Origin of the sequence: Pseudomonas sp. B33.4, from assembly GCF_034555375.1 — a bacterium.
GTDB lineage: Bacteria > Pseudomonadota > Gammaproteobacteria > Pseudomonadales > Pseudomonadaceae > Aquipseudomonas.
Map to the genome: position 1 here is coordinate 522,977 of NZ_CP140706.1, position 14,227 is coordinate 537,203.

13 protein-coding genes are annotated in these 14,227 nt (G+C 59.1%); 12 read left to right on the forward strand and 1 reads right to left on the reverse strand.

Annotation, left to right across the window (positions count from 1 at the left end; translation table 11 throughout):
* Position 1 precedes the first annotated feature (1 nt).
* The 10 genes from waaC to U6037_RS02325 all read left to right on the forward strand — a co-directional run bounded on the left by waaC (position 2) and on the right by U6037_RS02325 (position 10,726).
* Positions 2-1,063 carry a lipopolysaccharide heptosyltransferase I gene (gene waaC / locus U6037_RS02280; RefSeq protein ID WP_322845663.1) on the forward strand — a complete coding sequence of 354 codons (1,062 nt, stop codon included), beginning with the start codon at positions 2-4 and terminating at the stop codon, positions 1,061-1,063.
* Positions 1,063-2,184, forward strand: coding sequence for a glycosyltransferase family 4 protein (locus U6037_RS02285; RefSeq protein ID WP_322845664.1), 1,122 nt, complete (start codon positions 1,063-1,065; stop codon positions 2,182-2,184). Before waaC ends, U6037_RS02285 begins: the two co-directional genes overlap by 1 nt.
* The gene (gene rfaP / locus U6037_RS02290) at positions 2,184-2,990 is read left to right on the forward strand and encodes a lipopolysaccharide core heptose(I) kinase RfaP (RefSeq protein ID WP_322845665.1); all 807 of its coding nucleotides are present in this window, start codon (positions 2,184-2,186) and stop codon (positions 2,988-2,990) included. The genes U6037_RS02285 and rfaP overlap by 1 nt, the downstream gene beginning before the upstream one ends.
* Positions 2,990-3,724 carry a lipopolysaccharide kinase InaA family protein gene (locus U6037_RS02295; RefSeq protein WP_322845666.1) on the forward strand — a complete coding sequence of 245 codons (735 nt, stop codon included), beginning with the start codon at positions 2,990-2,992 and terminating at the stop codon, positions 3,722-3,724. Before rfaP ends, U6037_RS02295 begins: the two co-directional genes overlap by 1 nt.
* Positions 3,721-4,473 carry a lipopolysaccharide kinase InaA family protein gene (locus U6037_RS02300; protein ID WP_322845667.1) on the forward strand — a complete coding sequence of 251 codons (753 nt, stop codon included), beginning with the start codon at positions 3,721-3,723 and terminating at the stop codon, positions 4,471-4,473. Before U6037_RS02295 ends, U6037_RS02300 begins: the two co-directional genes overlap by 4 nt.
* Complete coding sequence (locus U6037_RS02305; protein WP_322845668.1) at positions 4,473-5,924, forward strand: lipopolysaccharide kinase InaA family protein; 1,452 nt, start codon at positions 4,473-4,475, stop codon at positions 5,922-5,924. The genes U6037_RS02300 and U6037_RS02305 overlap by 1 nt, the downstream gene beginning before the upstream one ends.
* Before the next feature lie 124 nt (positions 5,925-6,048).
* On the forward strand, positions 6,049-6,384 hold the full coding sequence (locus U6037_RS02310; protein ID WP_322845669.1) for a YceK/YidQ family lipoprotein: 336 nt from the start codon (positions 6,049-6,051) through the stop codon (positions 6,382-6,384).
* A gap of 171 nt (positions 6,385-6,555) precedes the next feature.
* Positions 6,556-8,310, forward strand: a complete 1,755-nt coding sequence (locus U6037_RS02315) for a carbamoyltransferase (protein ID WP_077570529.1) — start codon at positions 6,556-6,558, stop codon at positions 8,308-8,310.
* Positions 8,303-9,211, forward strand: coding sequence for a glycosyltransferase family A protein (locus tag U6037_RS02320; protein ID WP_322845670.1), 909 nt, complete (start codon positions 8,303-8,305; stop codon positions 9,209-9,211). The genes U6037_RS02315 and U6037_RS02320 overlap by 8 nt, the downstream gene beginning before the upstream one ends.
* 54 nt (positions 9,212-9,265) lie before the next feature.
* Complete coding sequence (locus U6037_RS02325) at positions 9,266-10,726, forward strand: hypothetical protein (protein ID WP_322845671.1); 1,461 nt, start codon at positions 9,266-9,268, stop codon at positions 10,724-10,726.
* 3 nt (positions 10,727-10,729) lie between these two features.
* Here U6037_RS02325 and U6037_RS02330 read toward each other — a convergent pair whose 3' ends face one another.
* The gene (locus U6037_RS02330) at positions 10,730-11,383 is read right to left on the reverse strand and encodes a toluene tolerance protein (RefSeq protein WP_322845672.1); all 654 of its coding nucleotides are present in this window, start codon (positions 11,381-11,383) and stop codon (positions 10,730-10,732) included.
* Between the two features lie 125 nt (positions 11,384-11,508).
* Between U6037_RS02330 and msbA the strand changes: the two genes are divergently transcribed.
* Both msbA and U6037_RS02340 read left to right on the forward strand, forming a co-directional pair.
* Positions 11,509-13,335, forward strand: a complete 1,827-nt coding sequence (msbA, locus tag U6037_RS02335; RefSeq protein WP_322845673.1) for a lipid A export permease/ATP-binding protein MsbA — start codon at positions 11,509-11,511, stop codon at positions 13,333-13,335.
* Positions 13,329-14,225, forward strand: coding sequence for a GNAT family N-acetyltransferase (locus U6037_RS02340; RefSeq protein WP_322845674.1), 897 nt, complete (start codon positions 13,329-13,331; stop codon positions 14,223-14,225). The genes msbA and U6037_RS02340 overlap by 7 nt, the downstream gene beginning before the upstream one ends.
* Positions 14,226-14,227 lie beyond the last annotated feature (2 nt).

Consider the following 14,227-nt stretch of genomic DNA (forward strand, 5'->3'; position numbering starts at 1 on the left):
GTTGCGGGTACTGCTGATCAAGACTTCATCGCTGGGCGACGTGATTCATGCGTTGCCGGCGCTGACCGACGCCGCCCGGGCCATTCCCGGAATCAAATTCGACTGGGTCGTGGAAGAAGGCTTTGCCGAGATCCCGACCTGGCACCCAGCCGTCGACAAAGTGATTCCGGTGGCGATCCGCCGCTGGCGCAAGAACATCTGGAAAACCATCACCAGCGGCGAGTGGAAACGCTTCAAGCAAAGCGTGCGCGCCAACAAATACGACTTGGTGATCGACGCCCAAGGCCTGCTGAAAAGTGCCTGGCTGACCCGTTACGTCAAAGCGCCAGTGGCCGGTCTCGATAAAGGTTCGGCCCGCGAGCCGATGGCCGCGCATTTTTACCATCGCAAACTGGCCGTGGCCCGTGGTCAACACGCCGTCGAGCGCGTTCGCCAACTGTTCGCCATCGCCCTTGGATACGACCTGCCCAAAGGCCTCGGTGATTACGGCCTCAATGTCGAACGTCTGGTCGAGTTGCCGCGCAAAAATGCTTTTGTGGTGTTCCTGCACGGCACTACGTGGGACACCAAACACTGGCCGGAAAGTTACTGGCGTGAACTGACCGAACGCGTCGGTTACCTCGGCGTCGGCGTCAAGCTGCCGTGGGGCAACCCGCAGGAAAAGGCTCGCGCTGAACGTATCTCCGCCGGCTTCAAGCACGCCGAAGTCCTGCCGAAACTCAATCTGGCCGGCGTCGGCAAAGTCCTCGCCGGGGCGCAAGCGTGCGTGGCTGTGGACACCGGTCTCGGCCACTTGGCCGCCGCGCTGGATGTGCCGACCATCTCGCTGTTCGGCCCGACCAACCCGGGCCTGACCGGAGCCTACGGCAAATTGCAGATTCACCTGGCCAGCGACTTCCCGTGCGCGCCGTGCCTGCAAAAGAAATGTACCTATCAACCGACCGCGCAGGATGCCCGTCAGTTTGACCTGAAGCGTGAACAGCCGCTGTGCTTCACGCGACTGAACCCCGAGCGTGTCGCCAGCCGACTGAGCACGTTGTTAATGGCTGAGGAGCTGCGCTGATGCAATTGGCATTCGTCCTGTACAAATATTTCCCGTTCGGTGGCTTGCAGCGCGACTTCATGCGCATCGCCCTCGAATGTCAGAAGCGCGGTCACCAGATCCGCGTTTACACGTTGATCTGGGAAGGCGACGTGCCGCCCGGTTTCGAAGTGCTGGTGGCGCCGGTCAAAGCGTTCTTCAATCACCGTCGCAACGAAAAGCTCAGTGCGTGGATGGAAGCGGATCTGGCCAAGCGCCCGGTGGATCGCCTGATCGGTTTCAACAAGATGCCGGGGCTGGACGTTTATTACGCCGCCGACGGCTGCTTCGAAGACAAGGCGCAGAACCTGCGCCACTCGCTGTACCGTCGCTGGGGCCGCTATCGCCACTTCGCCGAGTACGAGCGCGCGGTGTTCGCCAAAGACGCGAAGACCGAAGTGCTGATGATTTCCGAAGTGCAGCAGCCGCTGTTCATCAAGCATTACGACACGCCGCTCGAGCGCTTCCACTTGCTGCCGCCGGGCATCGCTCAGGATCGCCGCCGTCCGGCAGATGCTGACGAAATCCGCGCCGCTTTCCGCGCCGAATTCAATCTGAAGGACGACGAACTGCTGCTGGTGCAGATCGGTTCCGGCTTCAAGACCAAGGGCGTTGATCGCAGCCTGAAAGCGCTGGCCGCCTTGCCCGCCGAACTGAAGAAACGCACCCGGCTGTTTGTAATCGGCCAGGATGACCCCAAATTGTTCCAGATGCAGAGTGCAACTTTAGGTCTGGGCGACAATGTGACGTTCCTCAAGGGCCGCAGCGATATTCCGCGTTTCCTGCTCGGTGCCGATCTGTTGATCCACCCGGCGTACAACGAAAACACCGGCACCGTATTGCTCGAAGCGCTGGTCGCTGGTTTGCCGGTGCTGGTCAGCGCGGTCTGCGGTTACGCCCATTACATTGCCGAGGCGGACGCCGGGCGAGTGCTGGACGAGCCGTTCGATCAAGCGCAACTGACGCAGTACCTGACTGAAATGTTGCATGACGACGGTGCACGCGCGGCCTGGAGCCGCAATGGTCTGGCCTTCGCCGAAATGGCCGACCTCTACAGCATGCCGCAGCATGCGGCCGATGTGATTCTGGCGGAGCACGCTTAATGAAGTTGATGCTGGCTGAACCGTTCAAAAGCCTTTGGGCCGGGCGCGACCCGTTCGCCGAAGTCGAGGGCTTGCAGGGCGAGGTATACCGCGAGCTGGAAGCCCGCCGGACACTGCGCACGGAAGTCGACGGCAACGGATTTTTCGTGAAGATCCACCGTGGCATCGGCTGGGGCGAAATCTTCAAAAACCTGCTGACCGCCAAGCTGCCGGTACTCGGCGCGGGTCAGGAATGGCAAGCCATCCAGCGTCTGCAAGAAGTCGGCGTGCCGACCATGACCGCTGTTGCCTACGGCGAGAAGGGCAGCAACCCGGCGGATCAGCATTCGTTCATCGTCACCGAAGAACTGGCGCCGACCATCAGCCTCGAAGACTTCAGCATCGACTGGATCAAGCAGCCGCCCGAGCCGAAACTCAAGCGCGCGCTGATCGCTGAAGTCGCGCGCATGACCGGCATGATGCACCGCGCTGGCGTCAATCACCGCGACTGTTACATCTGCCACTTCCTGCTGCACACCGATAAACCGGTGATGCCGGAAGATTTCAAACTGTCGGTGATCGACCTGCACCGTGCCCAGACCCGTGCGAAGATTACTCAGCGCTGGCGCAACAAGGATCTGGCGGCGCTGTACTTTTCCGCACTGGATATCGGCCTGACCCGTCGCGACAAACTGCGTTTCCTCAAGGGCTATTTCCAGCAACCGCTGCGCCAGATCCTGGCGGAAGAAGCGCCGCTGCTGAGCTGGCTGGAAGGCAAGGCCAACAAACTCTATGCGCGTAAGCAGCGTTACGGGGATGCGCTCTGATGGCGGGTTGGACGCTTGAGCCGCAATACAGCGAGCTCGCCGAGGATTTTGGCAGTCTCCAGGCCGTATTCGCATTGCAAGGCGAACGCCTGACCCGCGACCCGCTGTCCGAAGTCATCCGCGTGCAGCGTAACGGCGTCAACTATTACGTCAAACGCTATGTCGGTGCCGGTAAAGGCTTGCGTCGTTACCTCGGCAAACCGCGCGTAAAAATGGAATGGCAGAACCTCAAGCGTTTCGCCAAGTGGGGCATTCCTACCGCTGAAGTGGTGGCTTGGGGCCTGGAGCGTCGGGGTGCGGCGTATGACCGTGGCGCGATGATCACCCGCGAACTGCCGCACACCGAAGACCTCTCGGCGCTCGCCGAGCGCAAGGATCCGAAGCTCAAGGATGGCGCCTGGGTCGACGCTGTCAGTCGGCAACTGGCCGGTTATACCCGGACGATGCATGATCACCGATTTACCCATAACGATCTGAAATGGCGCAACCTGTTGATCGATGACCAGGCGCGGATATTTCTGATCGATTGCCCTAACGGCGAGTTCTGGCGCGGCTTCTGGCTCAAGTATCGGATCACCAAGGATCTGGCCTGTCTCGATAAACTCGCCAAATACCACCTGTCCAATACCCAACGCCTGCGCTTCTACAAGCAATACCGCCAGTGCGATCGGCTTGATAGCGCCGACAAGAAACGGATTCGGCACGTGGTGAGATTTTTCGAGGGACGCGAATGACTGATTTTCTCGCTGCGGAAGACCGCGCACTGCTTGAGCGCCACGGGCTCGGCACTTTCGACGCACTGTGGGCCAAGCAGCTTGAAGCTGTGGACGAGCCCAATACCGCCCGTGGCGGCTGGAGCAGCGTCTTCCGTCTGGACCTGGAAGGGCAGGGCTATTACCTCAAACGTCAGAGCAACTACCTGACGCGTACCTTGCATGCACCTTTCGGCGAACCGAGTTTTGCTCGTGAGTTTCGCAACATCAGCCGTTATCGCAAACTTGGCATACCGGCGCTGCAAGCGGCGTTCTTCGGTGAGCGCAAGGTCGACGGCGAAGTCCGCGCGATCCTGCTGACCCGGGCACTCGATGGCTGGAATGATCTGGAGTCGCTGTTGCAGCGTTGGGCGCAACTCAGTGCTGCACAGCATTCAGCCATCCTCAAGGCTTGTGGATTGCTGGCTCGGCATCTGCACGGTGTGCGTCAGGTGCACGGCTGCTTCTATCCCAAGCATATTTTTCTGCGGGCAACCGGTGACGGGTATCAGGCGCAATTGATCGACCTGGAAAAAACCCGGCCTCTGTTGTTCGGCATGCGCGACCGGATCAAGGATCTGGAGCCGCTGCAACGTCGCGCACCGGAATGGAACGAGGCGCAACTGCGTGAGTTGCTGGCGGCTTATCTCGATCAGTCGACCGATAGCACGCTGCTCGACAGCTGGCTCGGCCGGTTGACCGCGCGCCGCAGTCACAAGGAGACGCGTTGATGCAATTGTCCGAGCTGGCCACTGTCGGGCGAGCCCCGCAACTGCCGCTGACAGTGACTCTGGCTGATGCCGCCGGGAGTGCGGATCTGCAGTTGCTGAGTCTGCTGCGAGTCCTGCCGGGGCAGCGTTACGTTGGCGCCGGTGTCTGGCGCGGCCGTCCGGTGCTGGCCAAATTGCTCGTTGGCGGCAAGGCAGCCCGGCACTTTCAGCGTGAGCTGGAAGGTGTGCGCTTGCTGGCTGCGCAAGGCATGACGACGCCGTTGCTGCTGGCCGATGGTTTGAAGAATGGCGAGGGCGGCTGGCTGCTGTTCGATTACCTTGAAGGTGCCGAAAGTCTTGGTGATGCCTGGGCGAAAGTCGAGATGCTGCCGGTACTGGCCGACGAGCAATCGGCGGTGTTGGCCGAGGCGTTGGGCGCCATTGCCCGGTTGCACGGCAAGGGACTGTGGCAGGAAGACCTGCATCTGGACAATCTGCTGCGCCACGGCGGCCAGTTGTACTTGATCGACGGTGCCGGTATTTGTGCCGAGACCGCCGGCCAGCCGCTGTCGCGACAAAAAGTCCTGGAAAACCTCGGGGTGTTTTTCGCCCAGTTGCCCAAAACGCTGGAGCCTTTTACCGAAGAGCTTTTGGTGTATTACCTGTTGAGCAACAGCGAGCACGCGTTGCCGCTGGAAGCCTTGCAGAAACAGATCGACAAAGTGCGCCGCTGGCGTTTGAAAGACTTTCTGATCAAGGTCGGTCGCGAGTGCACGCTGTTCAGTGTGCAGCGTGGGGCGTTCGCTCTGCGCGCGATCCGTCGCGAAGAAGAATCAGCCATGGTGCCGGTGCTGGAGCAGGCCGATGCGTTGCTCGATCAGGGCCATTTGTACAAGACCGGTGGTGCGGCAAGCGTCGGCAAGGTTCAGGCCGGTGAGCGCACGCTGGTGATCAAGCGCTACAACATCAAGGGCTTTGCGCATTGGCTCAAGCGTTTCTGGCGGCCGAGTCGGGCCTGGCATTCGTGGCGCGAAGGCAATCGCCTGGCGTTCCTTGGTATCGCCACGCCCAAACCGCTGGCGGTGCTGGAAAAGCGCTTTTTGTGGCTGCGCAGTCGTGCGTATCTGGTAACCGAGTTCCTGCCGGGGCCGGACATCATCGAGCGCTTTGCGCCGTATGTGGAACATGGCGATGCGCCGGAAGCGGAGTTGCAGGCGCTGGACCAGTTGTTCGCGCGCTTGATTGACGAGCGCATCAGCCATGGCGACTTCAAGGGACACAACCTGTTCTGGCAGCAGGATCGCTGGGCGCTGATCGACCTGGATTCGATGTGTCAGCATGGATCTATCGGCAGTTTCGCTCCGGCCTATGCCCGAGACCGTGCGCGATTCATGCGCAACTGGCCTGAAAGCAGCGTGCTGTATCAGATTATTGATCAGCGTTTGCCGAGAGACATTTCCAGCGCGGCCTGAGTCAAATAACTGCAGCAGTGGAGGACAAGATTCAGCGACTTGTCCTACAGCCTCTCCAGAAGCCATGAACTGTGCGCCGTTCAGCCCCGATGCTAATTTGCCCAACGACCTTGGAGGGCGAATTTTGACGATCAAACAGGCTGTGACGCTAAGCGTATTTTCATGGGTTCTGGCTGGCTGTGGCAGTGTGATGACCGTCTTGCAGGACGATGCCGACGTGGCGCGGGACATGCGCAAGCAAAAAACCTACTGCCAATCCATTCCGCGGATTTACAGCGGTCTGGCCTTTGATTTCTGCGTATTGAATGCGCCTCCTGATCCCAGCGGGTTTCTCGTGCCATTCGTGCTGCTGGACCTGCCATTGTCCGGTGTATTCGATACAGTAGCGCTGCCCTATACGGTTTATCGTCAGGTCACCGACGGCAACCTTGGTATTTACTGGCGCAAGGGCGGTTATTGAGGCACAGGGCAAGGTTTCTCCAAACCATTCACCCTGGGGCAATCGCGCAGGGTAATTCCCCACTCGTTTACGCTATAATCCCGCCCTTTAGCTGTCACTCGCCCTGTGCGAGGGCACATCAATATTCAAGGCGCATCGCGCCTGCACGCAGACTAAAGAGGCTAGACCCCTGTGGCATTGACGATTCTTGGCCTGTCCGGCGCCCTTAGCCATGACCCTTCAGCAGCCTTGTACATCGACGGCAAGCTGGTGGCGGCGGCTGAAGAAGAGCGTTTCGTACGTGATAAGCATGCAAAGAACCGCATGCCCTACGAATCGGCGAAGTTCTGTCTTGAACAGGCCGGCATCAAGCCGTCCGATGTTGACGTGGTTGCGATTCCATTTGCCCCGATCAGCCTGTTCGGCAAGGCGCGCTGGCACTACGCCAAGCGTTACTGGTATGCACCGGATCGTGCCCTTGATGCGATCCTGATGGGCAACCGTCGCTACAAGCGCTATCGCAACAAGATCGTCTGGTGCCTTGAACAACTGGGTTTCGATCCGAAAAAGATCAAGATCGAACCGGTCGAGCATCACCTCGCTCACGCCTCCAGCGCTTACCACTGCTCCGGTTTTAAAGAAAAAACCGCGATCCTCGGTATCGACGGCAAGGGTGAGTACGCCACGACTTTCTTCGGCTACGGCGAAAACGGCAAGATTCACAAGATCAAGGAATTCTTCGATCCGGACTCCCTCGGCGGCCTGTACGGCGCGATCACCGAGTTCCTCGGTTTCGAGATGCTCGACGGTGAGTTCAAGGTCATGGGCATGGCGCCGTACGGCGACGCCAGCAAGTATGACTTTTCGCGTCTGGCCTCGTTCGAGAATGGTGAGCTGGTGATCAACACCGACTACGCCAATGTCATCGGCCTGCGTCGCTACAAAGAGAAGGGCAAAGGCTTCTACTTCTCGCCGAAGCTGATCGAATGGCTGGGTCCGAAGCGCGAAGGCGACATCGCTGACGAACCGTACATCCATTACGCCGCGAGCATGCAAGCACTGTTCGAGAAACTGGCATTGCAGATGATCGACCACTACCTGGGCGACGTGCTCAAGGAAACCGGTAAGCTGGCATTCGCCGGTGGCTGTGCGTTGAACGTCAAACTGAACCAGAAAATCATCGCTCGCGACGACATCAAAGAGCTGTTCGTGCAACCGGCATCCGGCGATGCCGGCACTGCGGTCGGCGCCGCTGCCTACGTGTCGCACGCACGTGGCGTGCCGGTCGAGAAGATGGAACACGTCTACCTCGGCCCGTCGTACAGCAACGAAGACGTGATTGCCGCCTGCGCGCGTCACGAGAGCAAGCCGACCTGGCGCAAGCTCGACAACATGCCTGAGCAGATCGCCAAAATCATGGTCGATGGCAACCCGGTGGCCTGGTTCCAGGGGCGCATGGAGTTCGGCCCGCGTGCATTGGGTGGTCGTTCGATCATCGGTTGCCCGAGCGTGGCTGGCGTGGCTGACCGCATCAACCACCAGATCAAGTTCCGCGAGCGCTGGAGGCCTTTCTGCCCGTCGATGCTCGACACCGTTGCGCCACAGATGATCAAGATCGATCACCCGGCACCGTTCATGACCTTCACCTTCGAAGTGGCGGAAGAGTGGAAGACCCGCGTACCGGAAGTTGTCCACGAAGATGGCACCTCTCGTGCCCAGGTGCTCAAGCGTGAATACAACCCGCGCTATTACGACATGATGAAGGCGCTGGAAAACCTGACCGGCAACGGCGTATCGCTGAACACCTCGCTCAACCGTCGTGGCGAACCGATGATCTGCTCGCCAACCGACGCGCTGAACATGTTTTTCGGTTCTGACCTGGAATACCTGATCATGGAAGATATTCTGGTCGTAAAAGAGGGTGTAAAAGGATACGAACTTGACTGAAACACTGATCAGCGTCGTCATTCCGGTTTACAACTATGCGCGAACCCTGCCACGTGCAGTGGAGTCGGTGTTGGCGCAGTTGGATGAAACGACGGCGGATCTGCTGGTCATCGACGATGGGTCGACGGACGATACGCCTGAGGTGGTCGAAAAACTCCTGCTCAAGCATGGCAGGCGTTTTCGCGCGCTGCGCAAAGCCAATGGCGGATTGTCGTCGGTGCGCAATCGTGGGCTTGAGGAGACGACCGGGCAGTATCTGGTATTCCTCGACTCCGATGACGAAATGGCTCCCGGCGCACTGGCTGCGCTTTCTGAGCATATTGCCAGTCATCCGCACAGCCTGATGGTGATCGGTGCACACTGGTCGGTGTTCGCTGACGGGCGACGCAGCTTGCAGGCAGCCAAGCCGTTGCCTCTGACGCCGCGGCAGCGCTTGCAGGGCTACCTGTTGAGCAAGACGGTATCGATTTCAAACGGTGCCTGCGCGATGCATCGTGATGTGTTCGTTCTGGGCAATTACCCGGAACATTTGCGCAACGTCGAGGATTTGCCAGTGTTTGCCCAAGTGCTGGCGCGCTATCCCTGTACCGTTCTGGACAAGCCTTTGGCGCTGATCTACAAACATGCCGACAGCATGCGCCATGATTTGCGCCAAAGCCTTGCCGCTGGTACGGAGCAGGTCGTCAGCGAAGTCTTTTCCAGTCGACGAATGCCCGACGAAATGAGTGATTTGCGCCAGGCCTTTCTGGCGCAGCGCTGCTTGTCGTTGTTTCGTGACTGTTATTCCCATGGCGAGTACAAGCTGGCCAAGTCATTCTATTTTCAGGCCTTGCGCGCAGACTGGCGGACGTTTTCGCGTTGGTCATACACGCGCAAGGCGTTGAGGTTGCTGTTTCGGTAAGCGGGTCGCGCTGATGTGTGCGTACCTTGTAACGAGTGTCGATGAGGTGGCTGGGTGAAAGGTACGGGCGGCAAGGTAGGGGCTCAAGTCTCCAGAATCATCGACGAATACCCGGTTTTTCTGGCGTTTTTGGGCAGTGTGCTGCTGTCACTGATAGCTGTCCTGGGCACCGCGACAGTGGGGCGTGATGCCGCGCTGTACATTGATATTGCGCAACAGGTCACCGAACACGGGCCAGATGTGGCTTGGGCCACTTTCGACTGGCCATGGTTTTCCTTTCTTCTGGCCGGTACGCACACGGTCCTGCATTTGCCGCTCGAACTGAGTGCCTATCTCTGGTGCGGTCTCTTTTTTGCCGGCACCAGCGCATTGATGGTGGATTGCGTTCGTCAGCGGTCTGCACATCTCGCCAGTTGGGCCTGCCTTGTGGTACTGGCAATGCCGGCGGTGAACGCCTTTCGCAACGACATCATTCGCGAGTGCGGTTTCTGGTTCTTCTGCACACTGACGCTCTGGCTCGCGCTGCGCTGGCAAGCCCGTGGCGGCTGGCTGCGGGCGGCATTCATTCATTTGGCGATCGTTGCGGCGGCCTTGTTCCGGTTGGAAGCCTTGCTGCTGGTGCCGGCGTTGGCGCTGTGGCAGTTGCCCAGCCTGTGGTCGTCGAACCGACGGATGCAATTCGTACAGTTTTCGCTGCTGCCGTTTCTGGGGCTGCTGGCCGTTTCGGTGTCGGGCGCGCTGATGTCGGCGCGGGTGATGCTGTATCTGGACATGATTGCGCCGCACAGCGTGTTTGCTTCCTTCCAGCTGTTGTGCGATCAATTTGCCAATTCACTGATCAACAAGTACTCCCAGGATGAATCTGGCCGGATCATTTTCTTCGGTATTCTGGCGACCATGACCATCAGTTTCGTGAAGTTGATGGGACCTTTCGCGGTGCCTTTCCTTCTGCGGCGCAACTGGGGAGTTCTCGGTACTTACTGGCGTGATTATCGTCCGTTTGCCTGGGCGGCCGTGTTGTATCTGGTGGTACTGGTGCTGTTTTTCATCAAGCAACAGTTCATGAATACGCGTTATCTGAGCTTTCTGAATCTGTTGTTCGTGCCCGTGCTGGCCATGGGGCTGGCAGCGTTCGTTCGCGAGTTCCCGCGTTGCGGCAAATGGCTGGTGGTTCTGGGGTTGCTGGTGATGCTGTCAAATGTCATTTCCACCGGAGCCGGCAAAACGCATTACGTCGAGGCCGGCCGCTGGATGTCGGCCCATGTCGAGCCAGGGGCGAAGACCTATTTCGAGGATGGGCGGATCAGCTATTACGCCGGTCGCGGCTACGTGATGCCGATACTGACCGCAGAGGAAGCGATGTCGGCAGCGCACGCGGGCGACTATCAGTACTTCCTCATCGAGGCCAAGGGTGACGAGCCATGGCTGAATGAGTGGCTGGTGGCGCACAAGCTGCGCATCATCGAGCATTTCGCCAATCGCAAAGGGGCCACCGTGGTGGTCATCGGTCGCTGAGATCTAACCGAGCAGCGGGCGCAGGCGCGAGATCAGCGGCGCTTGCCGGTTGCTCGGCAGCGCCTGCCGATAACCTTCGATAAACGTGTCGCCGGCATCCTGGCCCAGCAGCCATTGACGGTCTTCCTGGTAACGCAGCAAGTGAGCGAAGTTGCGCAGGCGTTTGCTGTCACTGAGTGCGCGTTTCTGGCAGCGCAGGTCGGCGATATCGATCAGGCCCAAATGGTGGTCCGGCGTCAGCACCACGTTGCCGAAATGCAGCGATCGAAAGTACACGCCTTTTTCGTGCAGCAGCGCGAAGTACCCGCCCAGCTGGAATCGCAATGAGTCAGCCTCATCGCCAGAACTCTGCAACTGACGCACCGTATTGCCTTCCAGCGGGCTGTAATACACGCAGTCACGTTCGATGCTCGGAATACGATAGACCGCAATGACTTTCGGGCAGAGGATGCCGCGTTGCTCGAGTGCCCGGGTATTGTCGGCAAAGCGTTGTGCATAGGGGTAGAACAGTGCCGAACTGAGCAGCCGCTTGCGGCGGAACAGTTTGAGCATGCGTCCATCGGCCAATCTGAGCACTTTGTCGCCGGAACCGTCGGCCTCCAGTACGTGTGCACCCTTGCGCAGTGCCTCGTAAGTGCTGTGATCAATCGATTGCATATCCGGCTCCCCATCATTAGCGGGGTATCTTAACCGACTTGGCCGAAGGCTGGTTCGAAGTCATGTTTATCGGGGCAAAAACGCGTGTGATATCATCGGCGCCTCACTGAATTGCGCGGATCACCATGAGCAGTCCTGAACCGAAAGCCCAGTCCACGCTGGCGATCTATTTCCGCCTTTTGGCTTACGTGCGGCCTTATGCCGGCCTTTTCCTTCTCAGCATCGTCGGGTTTCTGATTTTCGCATCGACTCAACCGATGCTCGCCTACATCCTCAAGTACTTTGTCGACGGTCTGGCCAATCCTGAAGCCAGTCTGTTCCCGGGCAACCCTTATCTGGGCAAGCTGCAGTTGCTCGAAACCGTGCCGCTGATGATCGTATTCATTGCACTGTGGCAGGGTGTGGGCTCGTACCTGGGCAACTTCTTCCTGGCGCGGGTTTCGCTGGGGTTGGTGCACGACCTGCGGGTAGTGCTGTTCAACAAGTTGCTCGAGTTGCCCAATCGCTTCTTCGACAAGAACAATTCCGGCCACCTGATTTCCCGCATCACTTTCAACGTGACCATGGTTACCGGTGCTGCGACGGATGCCATCAAAGTCGTCATCCGTGAAGGCATGACCGTGATTTTCCTGTTCTGCACGCTGCTGTGGATGAACTGGAAACTCACACTGGTGATGGTCGCGATCCTGCCGTTGATCGGTTTGATGGTGAACAGCACCAGCAAGAAATTCCGCAAGCAAAGCAAGAAGATCCAGGTCTCGATGGGTAATGTCACGCACGTCGCGTCCGAGACCATTCATGGCTATCGCGTTGTGCGCAGCTTCGGCGGCGAGCAGTACGAAAGGGATCGCTTTCGCGATGCCAGCCAGAGCAACACCGACAAGCAGTTGACGATGACCAAGACCGGCGCCGTTTACACGCCGATGCTGCAACTGGTGACGTACAGCGCCATGGCCGTGGTCATGTTCCTCGTGCTGTATCTGCGCGGCGACGCATCGCCGGGCGATCTGGTGGCTTACATCACCATGGCAGGCCTGCTGCCCAAGCCGATCCGTCAATTGTCGGAAGTCAGTTCGACCATCCAGAAAGGCGTGGCCGGTGCCGAAAGTATTTTCGAGCAGCTGGATGAGCCGGCGGAAGTGGATCAGGGCACGGTTGAGCAGGATCGTCTCGAAGGTCGTCTGGAAGTGCGCAATTTGAGCTTCCACTATCCCGACACCGACAAAGCGGTGCTCAACGACATCAGCTTCGTCGTCGAACCGGGGCAGATGGTCGCTCTGGTTGGCCGCTCGGGCAGCGGCAAGTCGACCCTGGCCAGCCTGATTCCGCGTTTTTACCAACATGATCATGCTCAGGGCCAGATCCTGCTCGATGGCGTGCAGGTGCAGGACTTCACCCTGCGCAGCCTGCGTCGGCAGATTGCTCTGGTGACCCAGCAGGTCACGCTGTTCAACGATACGGTGACCAACAACATCGCTTACGGCGATCTGGCCGGCGCGCCGTTCGAAGAAGTAAAGCGCGCGGCTACAGAGGCCTATGCCGACGAGTTCATCATCAAGATGCCGCAAGGCTATGAAACCATGGTCGGCGAAAACGGCGTGCTGCTGTCCGGCGGCCAGCGCCAGCGCATCGCCATCGCGCGAGCGCTGCTCAAGGATGCGCCGCTGCTGATTCTCGACGAGGCCACTTCTGCTCTCGATACCGAGTCGGAGCGACATATTCAGGCTGCACTGGATCATGTGGTAAAAAACCGCACGACCCTGGTGATCGCTCACCGTTTGAGCACCATCGAAAAGGCCGACCTGATTCTGGTCATGGACGAAGGTCGAATCGTCGAGCGCGGCTCTCACGCGCAATTGCTCGAGCAAAACGGCTATTACGCGCGTTTGCACGCCAAAGAGTTCGAAGAGGGTGACGAGCCACAACCGGCGCACGTGACCAACGTATGCTGAGAATGTTTCGCAGCTTTCGCGAGCGTGGCTGGACTGAAATCGACCGCGACAGCTACGCCCGGGCCTGGCAGCGTTTCGGCGGCAGTTTTGCCACGCATCCGCAAGTCGTCGAGCGCTTGTCGACATTCCTGGGCATCGAGTTGCGCTACCTGGGCTGGATCGTTGGCGGTGATGTACTGGCCGCCATTCCTTGCTGGGGGCGGCATGTCGCCTTGTCCAAGGAAGTGCTCAAGCGTGAGGGCAAACGCGGATTGCTCGATATGGGCAATGCGGAAATCATTCTGCCGATCGCTCCCGAAGTCGTCGTGCCCGTGCGCCAGCGCATGGCGTATGTGTCTCAGCTCAATGCCGAGCAGATCAGCACGTTGAAGCCGCAACCTGAGGGTTTGGCGTTGGCGCGGTTGCCGGAAGAGTATTCGAAGAAGTTCCGCTACAACCAGCGTCGCGAGCAGCGCCTGCTGGAAGAGGCGGGCGGATCGCTGGTGCCGATGTCCGACTTTACCCCGCAGGAGCAAGCTGCCGCTTACGGTGATCTGTTTCAGCGTCGCTGGGGTTTTGAGGTGCCGGGCAAGTCGGGGCTGGTTGAAGTCTTTACCTTGCTGCGCGAGTTCATGACCGGTTCCGTGGCAATGCTTGATTCCGCGCCCGTGGCCATTCAGGTGCTGTACCGCGTCGAAGCCCCGCAATGGGTTTCGCTGGAATACATCAACGGTGGCGTCGATCCGCAGAGCCGCGAGTTCAGTCCTGGCAGTGTGCTGAGTTTCGTCAATACCCAAGAGGCCTGGGCGCACGCGCAAGCGCTGGGCAAGCCTCTGCGCTATTCATTCGGTCGTGCCGACCGTGAGTACAAGGATCGCTGGTGCCACACGGTGCCGGTCTACAAGGTCTGAAT

Bases quoted from the DNA above. Each gene is read 5' to 3' on its own strand.
- U6037_RS02285 (WP_322845664.1), top strand. From the start codon at position 1,063: ATGCAATTGGCATTCGTCCTGTACAAATATTTCCCGTTCGGTGGCTTG.
- rfaP (WP_322845665.1), top strand. From the start codon at position 2,184: ATGAAGTTGATGCTGGCTGAACCGTTCAAAAGCCTTTGGGCCGGGCGC.
- U6037_RS02295 (WP_322845666.1), top strand. From the start codon at position 2,990: ATGGCGGGTTGGACGCTTGAGCCGCAATACAGCGAGCTCGCCGAGGAT.
- U6037_RS02300 (WP_322845667.1), top strand. From the start codon at position 3,721: ATGACTGATTTTCTCGCTGCGGAAGACCGCGCACTGCTTGAGCGCCAC.
- U6037_RS02305 (WP_322845668.1), top strand. From the start codon at position 4,473: ATGCAATTGTCCGAGCTGGCCACTGTCGGGCGAGCCCCGCAACTGCCG.
- U6037_RS02330 (WP_322845672.1), bottom strand. From the start codon at position 11,383: ATGCAATCGATTGATCACAGCACTTACGAGGCACTGCGCAAGGGTGCA.
- msbA (WP_322845673.1), top strand. From the start codon at position 11,509: ATGAGCAGTCCTGAACCGAAAGCCCAGTCCACGCTGGCGATCTATTTC.
- U6037_RS02340 (WP_322845674.1), top strand. From the start codon at position 13,329: ATGCTGAGAATGTTTCGCAGCTTTCGCGAGCGTGGCTGGACTGAAATC.